The sequence below is a fragment of the Streptomyces sp. NPDC019443 genome (genome assembly GCF_044389785.1).
Classification (GTDB): Bacteria; Actinomycetota; Actinomycetes; order Streptomycetales; family Streptomycetaceae; genus Streptomyces.
The window spans coordinates 423,850-445,942 of the sequence record NZ_JBIRYJ010000003.1 but is presented as its reverse complement, the minus strand read 5'-3'; the positions used below and the strand labels follow the sequence as shown (position 1 = coordinate 445,942).

Below are 22,093 nucleotides of genomic sequence, written 5' to 3'. Positions count from 1 at the left end.
GATCTAGGTCTCCAGGCACAGTACGGGGATCCGCTGGACCAGGTTGTTGGCGAAGCCGCCGCGGTTCCATGGCTGGGTGAGGGGCTGAGTGCGGCCCTCGGCGTCGGTGGCGCGGGCGCTGAGCACATGGCTGCCCGGTGCGGCGGCCCAGGAGGACTGCCAGCGCCGCCAGGCCCATCGGTGGCCGTCTGCCGGGGCGAGTTCGGCCTCGCTCCAGGAACTGGTTCCGTCGGTGCTCACCTCCACCCTCGTCACCGGGGCGTGCCCGGACCACGCCCGGCCCTCCAGTGGCACCACACCGGCGCGTACGACACGGGCCCGGGACATGAAGTCGGGGAACCCGGGCGGGATCATCAGGGCTCGTGGCGCGATCCGGGTGACCGGCTCGCCGGGGTCGTCGGCCTGCTGCCGGTAGCGGTAGGCAACCGTCTGCTGGAAGCCGGTGAACGGGGTGTCGGTGAGGGCGATGTCGCGCAGCCACTTCACGTGCGCCATGCCGTACCAGCCGGGGACGATCAGCCGCAGCGGACTGCCGTGCTGCGGCGGCAGGGGCCGCCAGTTCATCGCGTACGCCACCAGCACCTCCGGATCGTCGCCCATGGCCAGGGGCAACGGCAGACTGCGCCGGTAGTCCTGCTCGACGCCGCGCTCGACGCCGTGGTCGGCTCCGGTGAAGACGGCCTCGACGGCAGTCGCATCCGCCCCGGCCTCGGCGAGCAGCGTGCGCAGCGGCACCCCGGTCCACTCGGCGGTTCCGACCGCCTCGACCAGCCAGGGCTGGCTCACCGGGCGCGGCGAGAGCCGGGCCCGGCCGTTCCCCGCGCATTCCATCGTCACGCGCTGGGTGGCTGCCGGGAACGACCGCAGCGTCGCCATGTCCAGCGTCAGCGGAGTGCGCACCCGGCCGCTGACGGTCAGCTCCCATCCATCGGAGTCGGCCGCGGGGATGTCGTAGTGGACCAGGACGTAGTGCAGTCCGGCCGGGGTGAGGTCGTAACGCATGGCCTCCAGCGGCATCCCATGATTGCGGGCCGCGAGGGCCAGTTCGTCCAGGCCGATGCCCTCGTCGGGTGCCGCGACGCGCCCTGGTGCGCTGATGTCACCGATGCGTCCCTCCATGCCCCCATGGTGCTCTTCTCGCCAGGTCCGGGCACCTCGCGGAGCGGCCGGAGAAACACTGGCCAAAGGTGCTTGGTCCCACCGGTTGACTGGAATGCCCGAGCAAGCGTTATATCTGAGTTAAAGGGCAGATAAAGGCTTCTGAATGGAGGCGGCCCGCAATGACCACCCATCCGAGCATCGAGCAACACCCCGATCTGGCCGAGATGCGCTCCCGGTTCGAACGGGCGACCACCACTCCCCGTGCCCAGGCGATCGAGACACTGGCCCTGCTGACCGGTCTGTACCTGGCCGCATCGCCGTGGATAGCCGGGTTCAACGGCCTCACCACGCTGGCCGTGTGCAACCTGATCACCGGCGCCGCCTATGTCCTGTGCATGGGCGGGTTCGGCTCGGCATACGAGCGGACACACGCCATGGCCTGGTGCGCGATAGCCATCGGAGCATGGACGATCATCTCTCCGTGGGTCGTCGTCGGTAACGTCGACACGACTCGGACCATCGTCAACAACATCATCGTCGGCGTTGTGGCCCTGCTGCTCGGCCTGGCCATGGCCGCCATGGACGTCCGCGCACCCGGTCGCCTCGGAGCCCGCGCAGGCTCTCGCGGCGACGCGGGCATCGCCCCGATGCGCTGACGCGCACGCACGGAAGGCACTGATCACATCGACTCGTTCCGGATACCCGGCTGAGAGGCGGTGGGGTGCGGATTGCGCACCCCACCGTGATGATGTCGCGATGGATGACGTGGACGTGCTCCCGCTCACCGACAGCCGGACCAAGCCGCGGCACGACACCACCCGCATCGTCCGGCGCGCGGACGCCCGCCAGCAGATCGCCGAGCTCAGAAGCGGCCCTGGCCGGGACATCCTGGTCTTCGGCAGCCGCACCCTCTGGAACGATCTCCTCGCCGCCGTCCTCGTCGACGAACTCCACCTGATGATCGGGCCTGTCGTCGTCGGCGGCGGGACGCCGGCCTTCGGCGCCGGAACGGTGCCCACGCTTCGGCTGCTGTCCACGCACACCTGGGACGGCACCGACAACGTGCTCGTCCGGTACTCGCCCGGCGACCGGGCTTCGTAGCCGGTTTTCACCCGGCGGACGGCGTACGGAGGGATCATCGTGATGCCGGGCTTCGGACGACCGGTCAGACTCGACGACAACAAGGAGTACGACGCGTGTCCCCTCTCTTCCCTGCCCTCGCCGCCCGGTCGCCGCTGCCCGCCCTCCGGTTCGGCGACCGGTCCCTGACCCACGCCGAACTGGCCGCGGCGGCAGGCTCGCTGGCCGCCCGGATCAGCGATGCGCACAGGGTCGCCGTCTGGGCGACGCCCACCCTGGAGACGGCGGTGGGCGTCGTGGCCGCGCTGCTGGCGGGTGTGCCCGCCGTACCGCTCAACCCGAAGACAGGCGAGCGCGAGCTGGCGCACATCGTCGGGGACAGTGCGCCGTCACTCGTACTGGCGGAGCCGGGCGCCGAACTGCCCCCGGTGCTCCGCGCCTTGCCGCGTACGGACATCGAGACCACCGCAGGGCGAGCGCCGCTGCCGCCCGAGCCGTCCGCCGATGCGCCCGCCCTCATCGTCTACACCTCGGGCACCACCGGGCCGCCCAAGGGCGCCGTGCTGCCGCGCCGCGCGATCACCTCCACCCTGGACGCCCTTGAGGACGCCTGGCAGTGGACCTCCGACGACGTCCTCGTCCACGGCCTTCCGCTCTTCCACGTCCATGGGCTGATCCTCGGCATCCTCGGCCCGCTGCGCCGCGGCGGCTCGGTGCGGCATCTGGGACGGTTCAGCACGGACGGCGTGGCGCGCGAGCTGGAGTCGGGCGCGACGATGCTGTTCGGCGTGCCGACGATGTATCACCGGATCGCCGAGGCACTTCCCGGCGATCCGCGGCTCGCGAAGGCCCTGGCCGGGGCCCGGCTGCTGGTCTCCGGCTCGGCCGCGCTGCCCGTGCACGACCACGAGCGGATCGCGGCAGCGACCGGCCGCAGGGTCATCGAGCGGTACGGCATGACCGAGACACTCATGCTGTGCTCGTCCCGGTGGACACCCCCGGACCCCCGGCCCTCTGTGCGCGCCGACGGCGAACCGCGTCCCGGCACGGTCGGCCTGCCCCTCAAGGGAGTTGAGCTGCGGCTGGTCGACGAGAGCGACGGCATCGGCGAGATCCAGGTGCGCGGGCCGAACCTCTTCACGGAGTATCTGAACCGGCCCGACGCGACCGCGGCGGCCTTCGACGGCGGCTGGTTCCGCACGGGGGACATGGCGAGCCTGGACGCCGACGGGTATGTCCGGATCGTCGGCCGCAAGGCCACCGACCTCATCAAGAGCGGCGGCTACAAGATCGGTGCGGGCGAGATCGAGAACGCCCTGCTCGACCACCCCGGCGTACGGGAGGCGGCGGTGACCGGGGAGCCGGACGCCGACCTGGGCGAGCGGATCGTCGCCTGGATCGTGCCCGCCGACCCGTCCGCGCCACCCGCGCCGAATGAGCTGTCCGAGTATGTCGCAGCTCAGCTCGCCCCGCACAAGCGCCCTCGTGACGTGCGCTTTCTCGATGCCCTGCCGCGCAACGACATGGGCAAGGTCATGAAGCGGGCCCTCCATGGCTGACCACCTCACGGCTCGTGATGCCGTCGCGCGGGTGACCTCGGCCTTCACCGAACTGCCCGTCCCCGAGGGCATGTCCGCCCCCGACGGCCCCATCGCCTGGCAGGGATACGACGAGCAGCGCGCCCGCGCCGCGAAACGCACCGGAGAGCAGGAGTCGGTCGTCTGCGGCACCGGCCGGGTCGGGGCCACCGAAGCGGTGCTGATCTCCTTCGAGTTCGGCTTCCTGGGCGGATCGCTGGGCGAGCTGACGGGCGACCGGCTGGAGGCGGCGCACATGCATGCGCGAGAGCGACGGCTGCCCGTCGTCTCGCTGATCGCCACCGGCGGCAGCCGGATGCAGGAGGGGATGCGCGCGCTGGCCCAACTCCACCGCGTGGCACGGCAGTCCGCACTGACCCGCGCCGCCGGACTGGCGCAGGTCGCGGTGGTGCGCGACCCGACGACGGGCGGCGGCTGGGCGACGCTGGGCGCGGGCGCGGACGTGATCCTTGCGCTGCCCGGCGCCCAGATCGGCTTCGCCGGCTCGCGCGTGCGCCCGCCGGAGGCGGATCCGCACGCGTACACCGCGGAGGCGCAATGGGCGGCGGGCCATGTCGACGCGGTGGTGCGGCAGGAGGAGCTGCCCGGGATGCTGGAACGGTGGTTGAGGCTGCTGACCGGCAGTTCCTCGACGCCGCTGATGGGCGGTTCCGCAACGCCGCTGCCCGCCGGGTCCGATGCCGCGGCGCGGCCGGCGGCCGCAGGCCACGCTGCCGAGTCCAGTCACTTCCTCCAACCCGCGCCGCCGCCCCGTTCCCTGGGCCGTGCCGGACTCCCCGCCACCGGCTGGGACGCGGTGCTCCAGGCCCGTTCCCCCGGCCGGCCCCGCGCCGCCGCCTATCTCGACGCGTATTTCGAGACCCGCGAGTCGATCAACGGCGACCGCTGCGGAGGTGTCGACCCGGGGATGCTCTGCGGCTTCGGCCTGCGCGAGGGCCGGACCATCGCGTACGCCGCCCAGCGCGGCACCCCCACACTCCCGGCCGGCTACCGCACCGCGGCCCGGTTGATCCGCCTCGCCGGCCGGCTGTCCGTCCCGGTGCTCACCCTGATCGACACACCGGGCGCCGCCAATGACGCGGACGCGGAAGGCACGGGAGCGGGCGCCGCCATCGCGGACCTGTTCGGCGCCGTGGCCACCGCCCGCGTGCCGGTCACCAGCCTGCTGATCGGCGAGGGCGGCTCCGGCGGCGCACTCGCGCTCGCCGCACCCCGCAACACCTGGGTCACGCCGGACAGTTACTTCTCCGTCATCGCTCCGGAATTGGCCGCCGCGATCCTCAAACGCGGGCCCGATGCGACTCGCGCGACGGCCGACCAGCTTCGCCTGCGCCCGCAGGACCTCGTGGAACTGGGCATCGCACGTGGCATCGTGCCCCCGGCGGCCCCGGCAGGTTAGTCGTCACCCGTCGGCGCTGTGCTCTCGCGCTCGATGCCGCGGCGGGCACTCAGCTGGTCTTCAACGCCGCGCCGCACGAGCGGCACGGCGTCGCGGCGGGCGGCGCCGCGGTCGCCACCGTCGGCGGCAAGTGTCGTCAGCGCGGTGAAGCTTGCGGACGACGCGAGCGGCGATGTCGTCGTACGCCTCTACGAGTCGGAGGGCGGCCGGGCACGGGCCCTGCTGAACATCGGCTTCGAGATTGCTGACGTCACCGCGACCGACCTGCTGTAGAGCCCGCTCGCCGACGCACCGGAGCCGGAACTGACGGGCGGCGCACTGGAGTTGACGCTGCGCCCCTTCGAGCTTGTGACGCTGCGCCTGGCGCGCGCCGGGTCGTGACCCCTGATCCCCGTTGCCCCCGGGCGGAGGCAACGGGGATCAACGGCCGTGGAGATCGGCAGGCGCAGGGTGAGTACACCTGCGTCGTAGGACGCCTCGATGCGCTCGGGGTCGAGGGAATCGCCAAGCAGGAGCTGACGGGTGTGCACGCCCGCCGGACGCTCGGAGGCGACCATCTCGACGCCCCCGGGGGCTGGTGAACGTCGCTCGGCCCGGACGGTGGCCACGTTCCGCTCGACATCGAGGTCGATGCTCTCCGGGTCGACACCCGGCAGGTCGAAGTGGACGACGAACTCGTCTCCGGACCGGTAGGCGTCCATGGGCATGGTCGCCGGTCGCGCGGCGGTCCCGAACAGCTGATGGGTGAGACGGTCCAGAGGGCGACGTCGTCAGTGCGGCGGGGCCGTGCCGGAAGCCGGGGCCCGGTCCAGATATGGGTTGGGAGGCTGCCGGATCCGCTGAAGGGAGGTCACGTCGAGGGCGAGGCCCGCGGAGGCCGTGCCCAGCGTGCCGGCCGGGTGCCAGGTACCGGTCACCTTCACCCAGGCGTCGGCAGGAGGCGCCTTCACACCGTGCATGGTGACCGTCAGGGACTGGGAGTCCGCGGCGCAACAGGCCACCAGCAGCCGGGTCAGATCCCATGTGCCGTTCTCGCCGGGTGTGACGAACCCTGCCAGAAGTACGCTGCGCCCCTTGAGGCTCTGCCTGTCGTCCTGCTGCGCCCGGGCGATGAACTCCGTCAGCGAGAGCGGCGCCGGACCGCGCGGCGGCAGGGGTTCGAAGCGTGAATAGTCCTCGACGGCCTTGGCGTTGTCGCGCGCGGCGGTGTACGAGCCCAGTGCCGGCGGTGCGAAGAACAGCAGGGCGAGCGTGGGCAGGAGCAACAGCCAGGCGATGCCCGGACCGTGGCTGTGATCGTGCCCGTGCCCGTCATGTACGAGCGTGGCTTCGCCGAGGTGCGCGTCGACCGAGCGGCGCCTCTCGGTGAAGGGGAATCCGTCGCGTACTGCACCGATCAGGCCGAGACTCACCAGTGCGACGCCGGAGACGATGAGAAAGGGCTGCATGCCTTCCTTGACGTAGCGCAGACAGATGTCGCTGAACAGGGAGACGCGCAGCACCCCGGCCCCCGTGAGCAGGAGCAGCGCTGCCTGGACGGTCCGCTTCACAGCAGCCACCACCCGGTGAGTGCGCTGCACACGACTGCCGTCACCGCCGTGGCCGTTGAGAACCGTACTGCGAAGGCCCGGCCGAAAGTTCCCGCCTGCAGAGCGATCAACTTGAGGTCGACCATGGGGCCCACCACCATGAACGCCAGTCGGGCGGTGGGGGAGAAGCCGGTCAGTGAGGCGGCGACGAAGGCGTCCGCCTCCGAGCAGACGGCCAGGACGACGGCCAGGCCGGCGAGGAAGAGCACGGACAGCCAGGCCGACCCGGAGAAGGTCTCCAGTACCGAGCGCGGCACGGTGACGTTGAAGGTCGCGGCCGCCATGGCGCCGAGCACCAGGAACCCGCCGGCGTGCAGGAAGTCATGCTGGAAGCCCAGCCGGAACTCCTCCCATCGGCTGTGCCCTTCCTTGTGGCCGGTATGCCGGGCCTGCATCCGCAGCCAGTCCGAGCGCCCGAGCTTCAGCCACAGCCAGCCCATGGCGGCGGACGTGGCCAACGAGGCGATCAGCCGGGCGGCGACCATCTCCGGACTGCCGGGGAACGCCACGGCCGTGGAGGCCAGCACGATCGGATTGACGGCGGGTGCTGAGAGGAGGAACGCGAAGGCGGCGGCCGGTGTGACACCGCGTCGGATCAGGCTCCCCGCGACCGGCACCGACGCGCATTCGCAGCCGGGCAGCACGACGCCGGCCGCACTCGCCACCGGCACCGCGAGCGCAGGGTTGCGCGGCAGCATCCGACTGAACGCTTGAGCCGGTACGAACGCGTTGACGGCGCCGGAGATCACAGTGCCCAGCAAGAGGAACGGCAGAGCCTGCACGGCGATGGCCACGCAGATCGTCTGCCACGCCCGGAAGCCGGGGTGCGTAAGCCACTGGTCGGCGCCGAACAGTCGGCCGAAGGCGACAAGAAGAAGCAGGCAGAGCGCGCCGACGACGACAGCAGAGGGTCCAAGGCGGTGATGTGCGTGGTGGCGGATCGGGGCGATGATCAGTTCGCTCTGCGGCCGGTCCATCAGTTCTTTCGTATTGCGCATGTCTGCTCCGGTTACGTGACAGAGCATCACGATAAGTAGTAAATCGTTCCAGGCTGGGCACGTTGAGACGCGAACATACGACCGGGTGATCCCTGGCGTGTTAGCCGCTGTGGTACGCCTCGTGGAGAGGAGAATTGAGCCAGTGGCGCAAAACGTACGAGCCTGCTGTGCTCCGAAAGGCAACCGGGGAATCTCATGACTACTGCACACGCCCCCCATCCCAACCACGTGCACCAGCACAATGAGGGCTGCGGCCATGTCGCGTTCCCACACGGAGACCATGTGGACTACGCCCACGACGGACACCTCCACCGGGTCCACGACGACCATGTGGACGAGTGCGAGGCCGGCGGGCACACCACTCACGGCGACCACGCGCACCAGCATGGCGAGGGATGTGGACACGTGGCTGTGCCCCATGGGGACCACATCGACTATGTGCACGACGGTCACAGGCACGCCGACCACGAAGGGCACTGGGACGACCACTGAAAGGGCGCTCGATGCGGGTGGCCCCTGACGCCTCAGGAGCCACCCGCACGTGCGTGCGCGATGCGCGCGGGAGTGGTCGGGCTCCGTCAGATGCGTGCGCGTGAAGCACACCTCTCGGACGCTGCCGGGGCGAGTATCGCGCACGGGGTCGAATGGTGCCGGATGGGACGCAAGAGCCTGAGGTGAGACATAGCATGTCTTCCAGCGGCGTGGTCTCCCTGTCCTGGCCCTATGCCCGGAGACGGTCGCCGAGGCGAATGCCCAGATCCTCGTGGGCCGTGGCCCGTCGGCGGCGAGAATGACCACACCGTGCTGTGGGCGATCGCCAACGCCTCGTGCAAGAAGCAGCAGCGCAACGCTCCGTCTGACCGAACCCGCCCGGATTGCAGCCGAGAGGAACAGGACTCATGGGCAGCTTCACCACCACCGACGGCACCGACATCCACTACAAGGACTGGGGCAGCGGACAACCCGTCATCTTCAGCCACGGCTGGCCGCTGAACGCCGACGCCTGGGACAACCAGCTGCGCGTTGTCGCGGAGAACGGCTTTCGCGCCATCGCCCACGACCGGCGTGGGCACGGACGCTCCGGCCAGCCGTGGCAGGGCAACGACATGGACACCTACGCCGACGACCTCGCCCAGCTGATCGAACACCTCGGCCTCGAAGACGTCATCCTCGTCGGCCACTCCACCGGCGGCGGCGAAGTCGCCCGCTACATCGGCCGGCACGGCACGGGCCGCGTCGCCAAGGCCGTACTCCTCGGAGCTGTACCGCCGCAGATGCTGAAGACCGACGCCAATCCCGACGGGCTGCCCATCGACGTCTTCGACGGGATCAGGGCCGGGGTGGCGGCCGACCGGTCGCAGTTCTACCAGGAGTTGAGCGAGGCCTTCTTCGGCGCCAACCGGCCCGGCTCCACCGTCTCGCAAGGCACCCGCGACGCGTTCTGGCTGATGAGCATGCAGGCCGGGTCGAAGGCCGCGTACGACTGCATCAAGCAGTTCTCGGAGACCGACTTCACCGAGGACCTCAAGCGCATCGACGTCCCCACCCTCATCGCGCACGGCGACGACGACCAGATCGTCCCCATCGGCGCCTCCGCCCACAAGTCCGCACAGCTGGTCAAGGACGCCACCCTCAAGGTCTACCCCGGCGCACCGCACGGCCTGACCGGCGACTACGAGCAGGCCTTCACCAACGACCTGATCGCCTTCCTCAAGGGCTGAGGACAAAGTGCTGTCGCCGCTGACCTTCGTCAGAGCGGCGAGTTCTCCGCCTGGAACATCCAGCGCTGCTTCTCCATCGATGCCGTGATCTGGATCAGCAGGTCCTGGGTCACCAGGTCGGACTCCTCCGTCGCGGCGATCCGATCTCGCAGCCGTACTACCGTTTCCTCCAACGTCTCGACCAGCAGGGACACGACTTCGGTGTCCTGCAGCCAGCCCTCCTTGGGATCGGCCACCGAACCGGTCTCGGCGACCGTCTCGACGCGCCCGTCCGGGGAGATGCCCAGTGCCGCCGCGCGCTCCGCGACGGTGTCCGCGTAGGAGCGTGCCGCGGCGACCACTTCGTCGAGCTGGAGGTGGATGCTGCGGAAACGCGGGCCCACGATGTTCCAGTGCGCCTGCTTGGCCATGAGCGAGAGCCCCAGCAGGTCGACGAGCGTGCCCTGAAGCGCGTCCCCGATGACCTGACGTGCAGGTTCGGGAAGGGTGCTCTTCATAACAGTCATGCCGCTCTTCTCCTTGTGTCGTGCTGTGTCGTGCTGCGTGTCGTGCGCCGTACGGACCTGGCGGGTGCCCCGCAGCCGTCGACGGAAACGGACGGCCCGGCGCACCGCTCGGACTGCCAGTTCTGCAGCGTGCGGCTCCAGAAATCGGCGGAGAGCAGGTAGCTAGCCTCACCCGATCGGGGCCTGAAGCTGACGCATACGCCTCGGGCGCGGACCGCCGTCCGCGCCCGAAGCTCTGTACTTCATCCCATTGGCCGCTCGGCCGGTTCATCGAGTCCCCGGACCCGGAGCCTTCAAACCTGGAGCCTTCAGACCTTCTGTTGTTTTCGGAGGCATGGGGCGGCGTGCCCGGGGTACTTCAGGCGGGGTCTCACAGTCTCCGACCGAAGAGCGCCGAAAAGTCAGGGAGAGCGGGCGAGCAGCCATGGCACAGTTCGTGAGGGAAGTCATGACGTTCGGAGTGGTGGCGGTACGGCCCGACGCTTCGCTGGTCGAAGCGGCCCGGCTGATGCGAGCCCAGGACATCGGAGACGTACTGGTCGCCGACGGCGACCGGCTGGTCGGAGTCATCACCGACCGTGACATCGCGGTGCGGGTGATCGCGGACGGCAACGATCCGCTGACCGTCAGCGTCGGCTCGGTGTGCACGCGCGACCCGGTGTGCGTCAGCCCCGACGACGGGATCGCGGCAGCGGCCAGACTGATGCGCAGCCGTGCGGTACGCAGGCTGCCTGTGGTGGAGGACGGCCGTCCGGTCGGCGTGGTCAGCATCGGAGATCTCGCTGTCTCCGAGAACCCGGACTCGGCGCTCGCCGAGATCAGCCTGGCAAACCCGAACAACGAGGGGTGATCGTATGTTGGTCGCATTTCTGACGGCACCCCAAGGTGTGGAGCAGATTGAACTCACCGAGCCGTGGGAGGCGGTCACCGACACCGGAGACACGCCCAGGCTGATCTCGACCAAGCCGGGCCGGGTGCAGGCCTTCAAGCACCTCGACAAGTCGGACACCTTCCCGGTCGACCTGACGGTCGCCGACGCCAACGTGGACGAGTACGGCGGCCTCGTGCTGCCCGGCGGCGTGGCCAATCCCGACGCGCTGCGCATGGACGGGCGGGCGGTGGCGTTCGTACGGGCCTTCTTCGAGGCGGGCAAGCCGGTGGCGGCGATCTGCCACGCTCCGTGGACGCTCGTCGAAGCGGATGTGGTGCGGGGCCGGACGCTGACCTCCTGGCCCAGCCTGCGCACGGACATCCGCAACGCGGGAGGAGAGTGGGTCGACGAGCAGGTGAGGATCTGCGATGCCGGTCCGAACGTTCTGATCACCAGCCGGAAGCCGGCCGACCTCAAGGCGTTCTCCGCGGCGTTCACGGCGGAGTTCGCGAAGAGCTGACGGCTCGGCAACCGGCCGGCTGCGGGAGACGGGATACGTCCGACGGGATACGTCCGACGGGATACGCCGGACGGGCTCCCCGCCCCCTTCACTCCTCCCGGGCGCGGGCACCGGCCCGCGTCCTGCCCGGCGACACCGGACGCTCCGGATGACGGCGCAGATACTCGCCCTCCAACTGGGCCATCCGGATGTTGTGGGCATTGAGCGCGGCGGGCGAGCCGTGCAGCAACGTGTCGTGCCGACTCCGGTGGATGGTTTCGAGCTCGCGCAGCAAATCATGATCGTCGAGACGGGTCGGGTCGATTCCTTGACCAGGGTTCTCAAACTCTGACATGGGGCTGTTCCTCATTCCGTTCCGGCGGATGCGCTGTGTGACTCATGACCTTCCGGGTACCCGCAGGGACGCAGTACCCGGCCACTCCGGGAGGAATCCATGCAACTCGCATTTCTCGCGCCTCTCTATGAGCGTCCCGGTCCCTGGGCCAGCGTTCACCTCGACACCACCTGGACCGACGAGTCCACTCCTTCCCGTCGTGAGCTCCAGGTGACAGAGGTATGCCGGAAGCTGGCCCTACAAGGTGCCGATGAGGCCACCGGCCGCGCGGTGTACGAGGCGCTCACCACCCGGCCGCACTACCCGGGAGAGTCCGGCCGGGCCGTCTTCGCCACGGGCGGCGAGGTCGTCCTGGACCCGCCGCTCGCCCATCGCCCGCCGGCCGCCTCCGACGTCTCCTGGTCGGCGCTGCCGCACGTCGCTCCGCTGCTGGACCTCGCCGTGCAGGAACCGGTCTGCCTCGTCGCGTACATCGATCGCACGGGAGCGGACCTGGAGCTGCGCAGCCCACTGGGCAGCCGGGCCGTCGGACAGGCCGAGGGCAAGCAGTGGTCCATCCACCGCACCACGAGTTCCCACTGGTCCGCGAGCCACCACCCGCGCAGCGTGGAGAACACCTGGAACACCTGGGACAGCAACGCCGGCGAGATCGCTGCGGCGATCGCGGCGAACCAGGAGGAGTGCCGTGCCGACCTGGTCGTTCTGGCGGGGGGACTGCGCGAGCGGCGTGCCGTCCACAACCGCCTGCCCATCGCACTGCGCCCACGCGTCGTCGAAACGGACCACGGCGTCCGTGCCGACGGCCCGGCCACCCGGCTGCTCGACGAGGATGTGGAGCAGTCCCGCCAGGACCATCTGAACCGGCGCGCCGAGGAGGAGCTGGATCGTTTCCGGGCCGCCCCCGCCGCAACAGCCGAGGGCATACCGGCCCTGGTCGACGCGGCGCGCGAGCACCGGATCGCCGAGCTGTTCATCCGGCCCGAGGGGTCGGACGCGCACCACGGAGTCTGGGTGGGCAACGAGCCCGAGCAGCTGGCGGTACGCCGTGCGGACCTCCAGTACCTGGGCGAACCGCACCCCTCGTCGGCCCGCGCGGACGACGCGCTGCTCCGCTGTGCGGCGGTGACCGGCGCTGAGGCACTCCGGGTGCCGTCGCAGGGACACGATGACGTCCCGGTCGGCGGCCTGGGGGCGCTGCTGTGCCAACCGTACGACGACAGGGGACGACACCCCCGGATGGCGAGGAGCCATGGCTGAACAGCGCCCGACTGTTGACGAGTCGTACTGGATGACCACGACGCCGAGCACGGGCTATCCGCCCCTCGGCGTGGACGCGACCGCGGACGTGGCCGTCATCGGAGCCGGTATCGCCGGGCTGTGCACCGCCTGGGACCTGGTCCGGGCAGGCCTGGACGTCGTCATCCTGGAGGCCGACCGGATCGCCGCAGGCGTGACCGGCTACACCACGGCCAAGCTCACCGCCCTGCACGGTCTGGGCTATGCACGGCTGGAGGCGAAGCACGGCGCCGACGACGCCGCGCTGTACGCGCTCTCGCAGCAGGACGCGGTCGACCGGACAGCCGCCCTCTGCGCCGGACTCGACATCGACGCCGACCTGGAGCGCGCCCCCGCCCACACGTACGTGGAGGATCCGCGGCGAGCGGACGAGATCAAGTCCGAGGCGGAGGCCGCCCGGCGGGCAGGACTCGATGCGTCGTACGTGACCGAGACGGAGCTGTCCTTCCCGGTGGCCGCCGCGGTGCGCGTGGAGGGGCAATTCCAGTTCCACCCGCGGAAGTTCCTGCTGGCGCTGGCCGAGCGGATCACGCACGCGGGAGGCCGCATCCATGAGCGCACCCGCGTCACCGGGCTCCATGACGGCAGCCGCTGCCGCTTGACCACCGAGAACGGGGCGTCGGTCGCGGCGCGCGACGCGGTCATCGCGACGCACTATCCAGTCTTCGACCACACGATGCTCTTCACCCGGCTCAAGCCCCGACGCGAACTGGTGGTCGCGGCACCGGTGCCGATCGAAGCGGTCCCCGCCGGCATGTACTTCAGCCCGGAGGACACGGTGCGGTCCGTGCGCAGCGCGCCCTACGACGAGGCGCGGCGGCTGCTGATCGTCACCGGGGAGTCGTTCGAGCCGGGAACCGGCGAAGTGAGGGAACGGTTCGCGCGCCTCGACGCCTGGGCGCGGCAGCGGCTGCCGGGCTTCGCCGACGCGGACATGACGTATCGGTGGGCGGCCCAGGACAACGACTCGAGCGACCATCTGCCGTACGTCGGACACGCCCATCCGGGGACACAACACGTCTATGTGGCCACGGGCTTCGGCGGCTGGGGTATGAGCAACGGCGTGATGGCAGGCCGGTTGCTCACTGCCCATATCGCGGGCGGCGGCCGGCCGGCGTGGACCGATCTCTACGACCCGCGAAGGCTGCCCCCGGTGCGTGAGACAGCTCAACTCGCCCGGTTCCAGACCGCTGTCGCCAAACACTTCGTCGGTGACCGCCTGCACACCAGCCATGTCGACTCGGTGACCGACATCCCGCGCGGCAGCGGAGCCGTCGTGCGGCTGGAGGGACGGCGGTGCGCCGTCTATCGCGACGAGGCGGGATACACCAGTGCGCTCTCCGCACGCTGTACGCACCTCGGCTGCCTGGTGCAGTTCAACGATGCCGAGCGGGTCTGGGAGTGCCCCTGCCACGGCTCCCGCTTCGGCACGGACGGATCGGTCCTGCACGGCCCGGCCACCCGCCCCCTGGAGCCTCGTGAGGTGCCGGGCTCCGGCGACCAGGGCACCACCCCCTAGCACCCGAAGCCCTGCCGAGCTGTGACCGGCCTGCGGGAGTGCAACGATGGTGCATATGAGGAAGAGCGCACTCATTGTCATCGACATGATCAACACATATGAGCACGCCGACGCCGAACTGCTTCTTCCTTCGGTCTCCAAGATCCTGCCCGCCATCGTCCAGTTGCTGGAACGGGCCCGCGCGCGCGAGGTTCCAGTGATCTATGTGAACGACAATTTCGGCGAATGGAGATCGCATCACGGGGAGCTCCTCGAGACCGCGCTTTCTGGTCCCCACGCCGATCTGGTCGAACCGATCCGGCCCGATGAAGAGTCACTCTTCGTCGTCAAGGCGCGGCATTCGATCTTCTTCGAGACGCCCCTGTCGTATCTGCTCAGTCAATTGGAAATCGACCATGTGATTCTGTGCGGGCAGGTGACCGAGCAGTGCGTGCTGTACTCCGCCCTGGACGCGCACATCCGCCATCTGCACGTGACCGTCGCCGAGGATTCCGTCGCGCATATTCACGCCGATCTGGCGGACGCCGCGCTGCGGATGATGCGGCGCAACATGGGAGCGGAGATCACTGCGGGCGACTCGATCGAATTCGCAGCCGACCGCGGCTGATCACAGCGGCAGCGCGCAGACGGCCACAGGCGAGCTGAACGGGCTTCCCGCGGGCCGGAGTCCACCACTGGCGTCGACGTGGAAGACCGTCACCGAACTCGACCGCTGGTTCGCCGCGAAGAGCAGATTCTGGCCGGGGGAAAGGGCGAGGTGCCGGGGGAAGTCGCCGCCGACCGGCACGGTCCCCAGCAGCCGCAACCGGGACCCGCCGTCCTCGATCGCGTACCGGGTCAGGCTGTTGTGGCCGCGATTGGCGAGGAAGGCGTGTCCGCCGCCGCGGGTCACGACCAGCTGCGCCGGATAGCTCGTGCCGGGCCCTGTGCCTGTCGACTGCGGGGTGCCCGGCGTCGGCCTTCCGGTGACGGGATCGTAGGCGCAGACGACGACGGTGTTGTCGACCTCGTTGGCGAGGTAGGCGAATCGGCCCGACGGGTGGAAGGTGAGATGCCGGGGTCCCGCGCCCGGCCGGACCGTCGCGTACGAGATGCGGGCGAGGGTTCCGCTCGACGTGTCGAGCCGGTAGGTGTAGACGGTGTCGTTGCCGAGATCGACGGCTAGTACGTGCCCCCCGTCCGGGCTGGTGACGATCTGGTGGGCGTGAGGGCCTTCCTGGCCGGGGCCCGGCGGCGGCGTGGAGTGGGTGACGAGTGCCGCGCGTGCTCCCAGCGCGCCCGACGCGGCGATGGGGTGCACGGCGACGCTGCCCGAGAGGTAGTTGGCGCTGAGCAGCCAGCGCCCGCTGGGGTGTACGGACAGATGGCAGGGGCCCGCGCCCCCGGTGTCGCGGGTGCCCAGCACACTGTGGTGACCGTCCGGGGACAGTCTGACGGCGGTCACCCCGCCCTGCTGCTGCTCGTTCACGGCGTACAGAGTGCGGGCGGACGGGTGAATCGCGAGGAAGGACGGGTCGCTGACTCCCGGGACGGTACCGGTGGCGGTGATCCGGCCCGTCACCTCGTCGTATGTGGCGAGACCGATTCCGCTGCCACCACCGGCGACCGAGGTGTAGGTGCCCAGGAACAGGGGGCGCTGTCCACGGGGGCGAGCCTGTGCGGTCGCGGGCACCGCGGCGCTCGCCACAGTCGCCGTGACCGCTCCGATGAACCGGCGGCGGCCGATGCCGCCCGCCGAACTCGTCCCCGTCCCCGCTGTCCTGCCGCTCATGTGATGCACCTCGAAGTGTCGGTCGGTTGCTTCGGATGTGGCGGGGCGGTGGAGCGGCGCCTCACCTCAGTGTGATCGCGTAGACCTCGATCCGCGGGTCGGCCGGCAGCGTCAAAGAGCGCACTGTCTTCGCACTGTCGAGCTGCGCCGTGTGACCGAACAGCCGTACCGGGGGGCCGTCGATGCCCTGTCCGTCCTTGATGCGGTGCGGCATGTCCAGGACGACACTGCTGCCGGACGGCGTCGAACCTGCCCAGTCGCCGATCGCGAGCGGCACGTCCGCGCTGCTGCCGTCCGTGTAGCGGACGGTCAGCGTGGTGGCCACCGGGCCGTTGTGGGAGGCGGCTACCAGATGCAGGGTGGAGCGGGCGGCCGCGGGGAGAAGCAGCGCCTGGCCGCGGGCCTCGATGAAGTTCGGCGCCGTTCCCGCCGGGTCGGGCGCGTTGTACGTGACGCCGTTCCAGGTGGCAGTCCCGGCCTTCGGCAGCAGACCGGCGTCGTAACTCCAGCCCTGACCGTCGAAGTTGCCTTCCCCGGACCGGTCCTTCGTGGCGGTGCCGTCATGGTTCAGGGCACCCGCCAGGTCCACGGCGCACTCGTCCTTCCCGCTGCCCGCGCAGCTCGCCGAGGCCCTCACCTCCACCGTGGCCGTACGGACGACCGCGGGGATGCCCTCTGCCGCCACCGTCACCCGGACCGGGTACGAGCCGACCGCGGTGCCCGCCGGAACTGTCACCGCGAGCGGGACCGTCGTCTGCACCGGCAGCCGACGGGACTTGAGCGTGACGGAAGAGGGTGCCTTCACGGCCCACCCGGCGGGAGCCTTCGCCGCGACGGACACCCGCACATCGCCCGGCGACTGGGCCAGGACGTCCACCGCGAGATGCGCGGTCTGTGCGGCGTCGCTCGTCGGCACGGCGTCCGAGGCGGTGCGCAGCGACGCGTCGAGGTGTCGGCGCCGGTCGGCTCCGGCCGCCGCGTTGACGGACGGCGGCTCGGCACTCTTGTCGGTGCCCCACGCGGACGGTGCGGTCCCGAGCCGGTGGGCCAGCAGCCCGCCGTGCGCGATCGCCTCCCAGTCCAGCCAAGTGGCGCTTACCTTCTTGCCGTTGAGGGCCACCGACTGGACATAGCGCCGCTCGTCGCTCGCCCCGGGGGCGGTGATGTTCAGCGTGCCGCCCTGCTTGCGGCCGTACTGCCCGATCCGGATGGTCGCCGACTCGAACTGCGGGCTGGACAGGGCCAGGAAGTCCGCGCCGCTCATCGTCGGATACAGACCGAGCGACGAGAAGACGTACCAGGCCGACATCGTGCCCAGGTCGTCGTTGCCGGTCATGCCGTCCGGGCCGTTGGTGAAGAGCGTCATCGCCGCCCGGGTGACGGTCGCGGTCTTCGCGGGTGCGCCTGCCCACAGATACATGTACGGGGCGTGCAGGTCGGGCTCGTTGTTGGGGTTGTAGGTGGGCTTGCCGTAGTAGTCGTACGGCTGGGAGATCCAGTCCTTGCGCGCGGTGCCCGCGGGGTCCGTGAGCAGCTTGTCGTGGACGAAGAAGGAATCGAGCCGTTTCTCGGCGGCCTTCCTGCCACCCATCAGACCGACAAGACCGGCCGGGTCCTGGGGCACCAGCCACTGGTACTGGTGGGCGCCGCCCTCGTGGAACTGGTGGCCCGCCTCGACCGGGTCGTACGGCGTCATCCAGGTGCCCTGCGTCGTACGGGGGCGGAACTGGCCGATCGAGGAGTCCCACAGGTTGCGGTACCACTGACCGCGCGCGGCGAGCATCCTGGCGTCCGCCCGATGACCGAGCCCCTCGGCCATCAGGGCCAGCGAGGCGTCGGCCGCCGCGTACTCCAGGGTGGCCGACGCCGGGTGGTTGCAGTCGTTGTCGCCGCCCTTGTCGGCGCAGTCCTCACCCAGGCCGAGACCCGAGGGGATGTAGCCACGCTCGCTGTAGAAGTCCACGCCCGACCGGCCGTTGTACGGGGAGTCCGCGGGTGGGGTGCTGGTGGCGTTCCTCTTCAGCAGCGCGTACGCCTCTTCCTCGTGCCCGGCGAGCAGACCCTTCGACCAGGCCTCGACGAGGAACGGAGTCACCGGGTCACCGGTCATGATGTTGGTCTCGCTGTTGGCGAGCGCCCAGCGGGGCAGCCAGCCGCCGTCCCTGCCGATGGCGACGACGGACAGTGCGACGTCGCGGGCGACGCCCGGCTCGAGGAGTTCCAGGAGCTGGTTCTGCGGCCGGTAGGTGTCCCACAGGGAGAGGTTCTGGTACGGCGTGAAGCCCTCGGCCGTGTGAGGCTTGCGGTCGAAGCCGACGTAGCGGCCGTCCACGTCACCTGCCAGGTTCGGGTGCAGCTGCGCGTGGTAGAGCGCGGTGTAGAAGGCGCTCTGCCGGTCCCGCGAACCGCCGCCGATCCGGATCGAGCCGAGCTGCTCCTGCCACGTGCGGTGCAGGGCCGCACGGGTGGCGTCGAAGTCGTACGAATCCTTCGTCTCCGCCGCCAGGTTCTTCCGAGCCCCTTCCACACCCGTGTAGGACAGGCCGACCTTCACCACGACGTCCTTGTCGGAGCCGGCGTCGAAGGTCACCCAGGCGCCGTTGCCGCCCTCGCCCGCGGCGTCGCGGCTGCCGGGCTCGGGGGTTGAACCGCGCCACGTGCCATGGGTCTTGAAGGGCCGGTCGAAGGTGGCCGTGAAGTAGACGGTGTGGTCGTCCTTGCCGGCGCAGAAGTTGCCCGCGTGCACCCGGCCCTCGACGGTGCGGTCGCCGACGACGTGCACCTCGGAGTCGTAGACCTTCTGGTTGGCCTTGCCGGTGTTGAACAGGACATTGGCGGCGCCGGTGGACGGGAAGGTGTAGCGCTGCCAGCCGGTGCGCTGCGTCGCGGTGAGCTCCGCGTCGATGCCGTACGTCTTCAGGCCCACCCGGTAGTAGCCGGGTTCGGCCTTCTCGTCGTCGTGCGAGTACTCCGAGCGGTAGTCGTCGGGGTTCACCCGGTCGACCGCGCCGGTGGTCGGCATCATCGGCAGCTCACCCGCGACGCCGCAGCCGACGCCGGAGAGGTGGGTCTGGCTGAAGCCGTGGATCTTGTTCTGCTGATAGTCGTAGCCGCCCTGGCCGCCGGTGTCGGGACTGACCTGGACCATGCCGAAGGGGGCACTCGCGCCGGGGAAGGTGTTGCCGAAGTTCTGTGTGCCGACAAAGGGGTTGACCAGGTCGGTCGCGTCGGTCGCGTCGGCCGCGGGCGCGGCGCCGGCCGCCCCGGCGGCCGGGCCGGTCAGACCGCCGGCCAGCAGGGCGACGACCACCAGCCGTGCCGCTCTCGTACGTATCCAACCGGCTGTCCGTCGCATGTGCGCACCCCTTGTTGACAACGTTGTCCCACCGGGCTCGGGAAAGATGTCACGGCCGCGCAAAGCCTGTCAACGGCCCGGTCACGAGCCGCTCCCCGTGACCGGACGGACCTCGAACCCGACCGGGGAAAGCTGCGCAAAACCGAGTCGGCGGGCAGTTTCCTCCAGCGCCTGCCGGACGAACTCCTCCAGAACGGGGTCGAGTTCGACCGGAACCCTGCGGTTCGGGTCGAGCCCCGTCCAGGTGATCGACTTCGCGCGCTCGACGAGACCCGGCAGCTGTTGACGTGCCGCCCAGGCGTCGGCGCCACGGCCCGTACGCTGGGCGGTCAGCATGTCGAGCGCGACGAGCGCTGCCCGCCCCCAGGCCTCGGTGGCAGTCAGCCACGGCCCGGTCTCGGTGAGGAACACGGGGTCGGAAAGCCGGTCCCGGAGCACTCCCGGCGCGTCGTGCATGTCGCTCAGGGCGCGGTGCAGTGGCCCTGCCCTGCCGGTGCTCCGGAACTCCGCGATCTGCGCGGTGAGTTCGGGCGCGGGCCGTGGGTCGATCCGGGAGGAACGCTGGACGCCGGCGAACGTGTGCAGTGCATCGGCGGTACGCGCATCCCCGCCAGCCAGCTCGTCGAGCCCCGCCGACCAGGACCGTTCGGGGTCGTACGCCGTGTCGTTCCAGGCGTAGTCGGCGACGCCGAACAGCGAGACCTTGGACGCCTGGGCCTGCGGCATCGGACTGGCGGTCAGCCCGAGCGCCGACTTACCGAGCCCGGACTCGCGCCCCGTGAACGGGCCGAGCAGCAGCCGGCCCTGCACACAGTCGTTGACCGGGTAGTTGTCCCGGAGCAGCACGGGATGGCCGAACGCCTCGCGGGCGGCGGCCACATCGGCGCGAGTGATCTTGGGTGCGATGACGTCCACGCCGGTCCACTGGACGACGACCCCGGGATGGAGCTCCTGGGCGAGGCTGCGGGTGTAGTCGGTCCGGGCGGTTCCCCAGTACTCGGTCGGCACCATCTGCAGCGGCTCGGCTTCCGGATGCGCGTCGATGAACGTCGCCTGCACGGCGTTGATCAGCTGCGCCTGGGCGCGGGCGGCGGCAGCGGGTCCCGTGCCGAACTCCGCCCGGTCCTCGTCGCAGTTCCACCGCTGGTAGTCGATGCCGTCGAAGGCGATGACGAAGCTGCGTACGCCCAGCTTCCACAGCGTCTCGAACCTGGCTGTCAGCGCACCGGCCTCGGACGGCTTCGAGTAGCAGACCGACAGGCCGGGGGAGAGGGCATAGCCGAACTGGACATGGTTCGCCCGGGCCCGCCGTACCAGCTCGCCGATCCGGCCGAGTTCGTCCGCCGGGTAGGGTTCCCGCCACTCCGCCCGCAGATACGGGTCGTCCTTCGGTGTGTACACATAGGAGTTCAGCTTGTGCCTGCCGAACCAGTCGAGATCGGCGAGCCGCTGCTGATGCGACCACGGTGGCCCGTAGAAGCCCTCGACCACTCCTCGCCACCGCAGCGACGGCCAGTCGCGGATCACTGCGCCGTGCAGCCGGAGGCCGTGCCGCCGGGAGCCGTGCACCAGTTGACGCAGCGTCTGCGCGGCGTAGTACGTACCGTCGCCGTCCGCGCCGCTGAGTACGATCCGGTCGCGGCCGTCCCGGCCCTCGCCGACTGCGAGGACGTACCCTTCGGCGGCCATGGTCTCGGCGCCCTGGACGCCCATCGCGCGCAACGCGCCCGCGGTCGCGCAGTTCTCCTTGTGCCCACCGACATGGACGATGAGCCGGTCCTCGCGTACGGGAGTGTGTTCGTCGACCAGCCGGATGGTGCGCACCCCCGCCTCACGCAGCACACCCCGGACCAGGGCGAGCGCGTAGGCATCGGTCGACGCGCCTTTCACGAGCGTCACGGCCGAGGGGATGCGCAGCTCTTCAGGGCGGCTCTTCAACGAGCGGGGCTTCGGAAACACCGGCGGGGAGCTGTGGGAGCGCCAACTGGACCGGAGCGCCATGGATGTTGATCCCATCGCCGTCCACCTCCTCGCCAAACCTCGTTGTGACAGGACTGGACCACCGGCTGACATCGTTGTCAAGAGGCTGGGCGTGACCTCGTCGGACGCGCAGGTCGCGAGGGGGTGATCGCGATGGCGCCGCTGGTGAATTGCGCGCTGCTGGGGGGGCAGTCCCGTCGCAACGGCGGAGGGTGATGCAGACGGAAAAGCCCCGCCTGCACGGCGGTCAATCTTCCATCATTCAACCAATCCTGGAATCCGCGTGGATGTCCCGCGAAGAAAGGCATATGCCAAACATGCCTTGCCGACATGCGGCAGGGAAAAGCCTCACTGCCGGAAGTCGGTCCACGCGCCTAAATGAGTGGGAACCAGATATTCCGGACCACTGTTTTCGCTACCACTTGATGGTGAGTAGGGTGTGCTCGCTGCCGGTG

The 22,093-nt window shown here is 70.0% G+C and carries 20 protein-coding genes and 2 pseudogenes; 12 read left to right on the top strand and 10 right to left on the bottom strand.

Going from position 1 to position 22,093, the window contains the following annotated elements; genetic code table 11:
• Positions 1-3: 3 nt before the first annotated feature.
• Complete coding sequence (locus tag ACH492_RS12415; RefSeq protein WP_398985512.1) at positions 4-1,119, bottom strand: sulfite oxidase; 1,116 nt, start codon at positions 1,117-1,119, stop codon at positions 4-6.
• Between the two features lie 161 nt (positions 1,120-1,280).
• On the opposite strand from ACH492_RS12415, the gene ACH492_RS12410 reads away from it, so the two are divergent.
• From ACH492_RS12410 to ACH492_RS12390, 5 genes and pseudogenes are all read left to right on the top strand, one after another.
• Positions 1,281-1,757, top strand: a complete 477-nt coding sequence (locus ACH492_RS12410) for an SPW repeat protein (protein ID WP_398985510.1) — start codon at positions 1,281-1,283, stop codon at positions 1,755-1,757.
• A 100-nt stretch (positions 1,758-1,857) separates the two neighbouring features.
• Positions 1,858-2,202 carry a dihydrofolate reductase family protein gene (locus ACH492_RS12405; protein WP_398985508.1) on the top strand — a complete coding sequence of 115 codons (345 nt, stop codon included), beginning with the start codon at positions 1,858-1,860 and terminating at the stop codon, positions 2,200-2,202.
• Between the two features lie 95 nt (positions 2,203-2,297).
• Positions 2,298-3,740, top strand: a complete 1,443-nt coding sequence (locus tag ACH492_RS12400) for an acyl-CoA synthetase (protein WP_398985506.1) — start codon at positions 2,298-2,300, stop codon at positions 3,738-3,740.
• Complete coding sequence (locus ACH492_RS12395) at positions 3,733-5,178, top strand: carboxyl transferase domain-containing protein (protein ID WP_398985504.1); 1,446 nt, start codon at positions 3,733-3,735, stop codon at positions 5,176-5,178. The genes ACH492_RS12400 and ACH492_RS12395 overlap by 8 nt, the downstream gene beginning before the upstream one ends.
• A gap of 126 nt (positions 5,179-5,304) precedes the next feature.
• Positions 5,305-5,559, top strand: a pseudogene (locus ACH492_RS12390) (glycosyl hydrolase-related protein); the annotation flags it as partial.
• Between the two features lie 32 nt (positions 5,560-5,591).
• Here the strand turns inward: ACH492_RS12390 and ACH492_RS12385 are convergent.
• The 3 genes and pseudogenes from ACH492_RS12385 to ACH492_RS12375 form a co-directional block, all read right to left on the bottom strand.
• Positions 5,592-5,936: pseudogene (locus ACH492_RS12385) on the bottom strand (Hsp20/alpha crystallin family protein); the annotation flags it as partial.
• Between the two features lie 12 nt (positions 5,937-5,948).
• Positions 5,949-6,728, bottom strand: coding sequence for a TIGR03943 family putative permease subunit (locus ACH492_RS12380; protein ID WP_398985502.1), 780 nt, complete (start codon positions 6,726-6,728; stop codon positions 5,949-5,951).
• Complete coding sequence (locus tag ACH492_RS12375; protein ID WP_398985500.1) at positions 6,725-7,765, bottom strand: permease; 1,041 nt, start codon at positions 7,763-7,765, stop codon at positions 6,725-6,727. Before ACH492_RS12375 ends, ACH492_RS12380 begins: the two co-directional genes overlap by 4 nt.
• A 195-nt stretch (positions 7,766-7,960) precedes the next feature.
• On the opposite strand from ACH492_RS12375, the gene ACH492_RS12370 reads away from it, so the two are divergent.
• Positions 7,961-8,257 (top strand): hypothetical protein, encoded by a 297-nt coding sequence (locus ACH492_RS12370; RefSeq protein WP_398985498.1) that lies wholly within the window; start codon positions 7,961-7,963, stop codon positions 8,255-8,257.
• Between the two features lie 407 nt (positions 8,258-8,664).
• On the top strand, positions 8,665-9,486 hold the full coding sequence (locus tag ACH492_RS12365; RefSeq protein WP_398985496.1) for an alpha/beta fold hydrolase: 822 nt from the start codon (positions 8,665-8,667) through the stop codon (positions 9,484-9,486).
• A 29-nt stretch (positions 9,487-9,515) separates the two neighbouring features.
• Here the strand turns inward: ACH492_RS12365 and ACH492_RS12360 are convergent, their stop codons facing one another.
• Positions 9,516-9,992, bottom strand: a complete 477-nt coding sequence (locus ACH492_RS12360) for a Dps family protein (RefSeq protein ID WP_398985494.1) — start codon at positions 9,990-9,992, stop codon at positions 9,516-9,518.
• Positions 9,989-10,150, bottom strand: coding sequence for a hypothetical protein (locus ACH492_RS12355; protein WP_398986211.1), 162 nt, complete (start codon positions 10,148-10,150; stop codon positions 9,989-9,991). The genes ACH492_RS12360 and ACH492_RS12355 overlap by 4 nt, the downstream gene beginning before the upstream one ends.
• A 266-nt stretch (positions 10,151-10,416) precedes the next feature.
• Here ACH492_RS12355 and ACH492_RS12350 point away from each other — a divergent pair, with 266 nt between their 5' ends.
• On the top strand, positions 10,417-10,842 hold the full coding sequence (locus ACH492_RS12350; protein ID WP_389184081.1) for a CBS domain-containing protein: 426 nt from the start codon (positions 10,417-10,419) through the stop codon (positions 10,840-10,842).
• 4 nt (positions 10,843-10,846) lie between these two features.
• Positions 10,847-11,383, top strand: coding sequence for a type 1 glutamine amidotransferase domain-containing protein (locus ACH492_RS12345; RefSeq protein WP_398985491.1), 537 nt, complete (start codon positions 10,847-10,849; stop codon positions 11,381-11,383).
• Positions 11,384-11,471: 88 nt separating this feature from the next.
• On the opposite strand, the gene ACH492_RS12340 is transcribed toward ACH492_RS12345, so the two are convergent.
• Positions 11,472-11,717 (bottom strand): DUF6158 family protein, encoded by a 246-nt coding sequence (locus tag ACH492_RS12340; RefSeq protein WP_307666087.1) that lies wholly within the window; start codon positions 11,715-11,717, stop codon positions 11,472-11,474.
• Positions 11,718-11,816: 99 nt separating this feature from the next.
• Between ACH492_RS12340 and ACH492_RS12335 the strand changes: the two genes are divergently transcribed.
• Genes ACH492_RS12335 through ACH492_RS12325 form a run of 3 tightly spaced genes read left to right on the top strand, consistent with a single transcriptional unit; the run spans position 11,817 to position 15,139 of the window.
• A complete protein-coding gene (locus tag ACH492_RS12335; RefSeq protein WP_398985489.1) occupies positions 11,817-12,974 on the top strand; it encodes a Vms1/Ankzf1 family peptidyl-tRNA hydrolase in 1,158 nt (385 codons plus the stop codon).
• Entirely contained in the window at positions 12,967-14,532 is a 1,566-nt protein-coding gene (locus ACH492_RS12330; protein ID WP_398985487.1) for an FAD-dependent oxidoreductase, read from the top strand. The genes ACH492_RS12335 and ACH492_RS12330 overlap by 8 nt, the downstream gene beginning before the upstream one ends.
• A gap of 55 nt (positions 14,533-14,587) precedes the next feature.
• Complete coding sequence (locus tag ACH492_RS12325) at positions 14,588-15,139, top strand: cysteine hydrolase family protein (RefSeq protein WP_398985485.1); 552 nt, start codon at positions 14,588-14,590, stop codon at positions 15,137-15,139.
• On the opposite strand, the gene ACH492_RS12320 is transcribed toward ACH492_RS12325, so the two are convergent.
• From ACH492_RS12320 to ACH492_RS12310, 3 genes are all read right to left on the bottom strand, one after another.
• Positions 15,140-16,303 (bottom strand): lactonase family protein, encoded by a 1,164-nt coding sequence (locus ACH492_RS12320; protein ID WP_398985483.1) that lies wholly within the window; start codon positions 16,301-16,303, stop codon positions 15,140-15,142. It abuts the gene before it with no gap.
• A 61-nt stretch (positions 16,304-16,364) separates the two neighbouring features.
• On the bottom strand, positions 16,365-19,658 hold the full coding sequence (locus ACH492_RS12315; RefSeq protein ID WP_398985481.1) for a GH92 family glycosyl hydrolase: 3,294 nt from the start codon (positions 19,656-19,658) through the stop codon (positions 16,365-16,367).
• An 81-nt stretch (positions 19,659-19,739) separates the two neighbouring features.
• Positions 19,740-21,731 carry a beta-N-acetylglucosaminidase domain-containing protein gene (locus tag ACH492_RS12310; protein WP_398986209.1) on the bottom strand — a complete coding sequence of 664 codons (1,992 nt, stop codon included), beginning with the start codon at positions 21,729-21,731 and terminating at the stop codon, positions 19,740-19,742.
• Positions 21,732-22,093: the final 362 nt, after the last annotated feature.

Coding starts and splice junctions, on each gene's coding strand:
- ACH492_RS12415 (WP_398985512.1), bottom strand. CDS start 1,119: ATGGAGGGACGCATCGGTGACATCAGCGCACCAGGGCGCGTCGCGGCA.
- ACH492_RS12410 (WP_398985510.1), top strand. CDS start 1,281: ATGACCACCCATCCGAGCATCGAGCAACACCCCGATCTGGCCGAGATG.
- ACH492_RS12405 (WP_398985508.1), top strand. CDS start 1,858: ATGGATGACGTGGACGTGCTCCCGCTCACCGACAGCCGGACCAAGCCG.
- ACH492_RS12395 (WP_398985504.1), top strand. CDS start 3,733: ATGGCTGACCACCTCACGGCTCGTGATGCCGTCGCGCGGGTGACCTCG.
- ACH492_RS12375 (WP_398985500.1), bottom strand. CDS start 7,765: ATGCGCAATACGAAAGAACTGATGGACCGGCCGCAGAGCGAACTGATC.
- ACH492_RS12370 (WP_398985498.1), top strand. CDS start 7,961: ATGACTACTGCACACGCCCCCCATCCCAACCACGTGCACCAGCACAAT.
- ACH492_RS12365 (WP_398985496.1), top strand. CDS start 8,665: ATGGGCAGCTTCACCACCACCGACGGCACCGACATCCACTACAAGGAC.
- ACH492_RS12360 (WP_398985494.1), bottom strand. CDS start 9,992: ATGACTGTTATGAAGAGCACCCTTCCCGAACCTGCACGTCAGGTCATC.
- ACH492_RS12350 (WP_389184081.1), top strand. CDS start 10,417: ATGGCACAGTTCGTGAGGGAAGTCATGACGTTCGGAGTGGTGGCGGTA.
- ACH492_RS12345 (WP_398985491.1), top strand. CDS start 10,847: ATGTTGGTCGCATTTCTGACGGCACCCCAAGGTGTGGAGCAGATTGAA.
- ACH492_RS12340 (WP_307666087.1), bottom strand. CDS start 11,717: ATGTCAGAGTTTGAGAACCCTGGTCAAGGAATCGACCCGACCCGTCTC.
- ACH492_RS12335 (WP_398985489.1), top strand. CDS start 11,817: ATGCAACTCGCATTTCTCGCGCCTCTCTATGAGCGTCCCGGTCCCTGG.
- ACH492_RS12330 (WP_398985487.1), top strand. CDS start 12,967: ATGGCTGAACAGCGCCCGACTGTTGACGAGTCGTACTGGATGACCACG.
- ACH492_RS12325 (WP_398985485.1), top strand. CDS start 14,588: ATGAGGAAGAGCGCACTCATTGTCATCGACATGATCAACACATATGAG.
- ACH492_RS12320 (WP_398985483.1), bottom strand. CDS start 16,303: ATGAGCGGCAGGACAGCGGGGACGGGGACGAGTTCGGCGGGCGGCATC.
- ACH492_RS12315 (WP_398985481.1), bottom strand. CDS start 19,658: ATGCGACGGACAGCCGGTTGGATACGTACGAGAGCGGCACGGCTGGTG.
- ACH492_RS12310 (WP_398986209.1), bottom strand. CDS start 21,731: ATGTCAGCCGGTGGTCCAGTCCTGTCACAACGAGGTTTGGCGAGGAGG.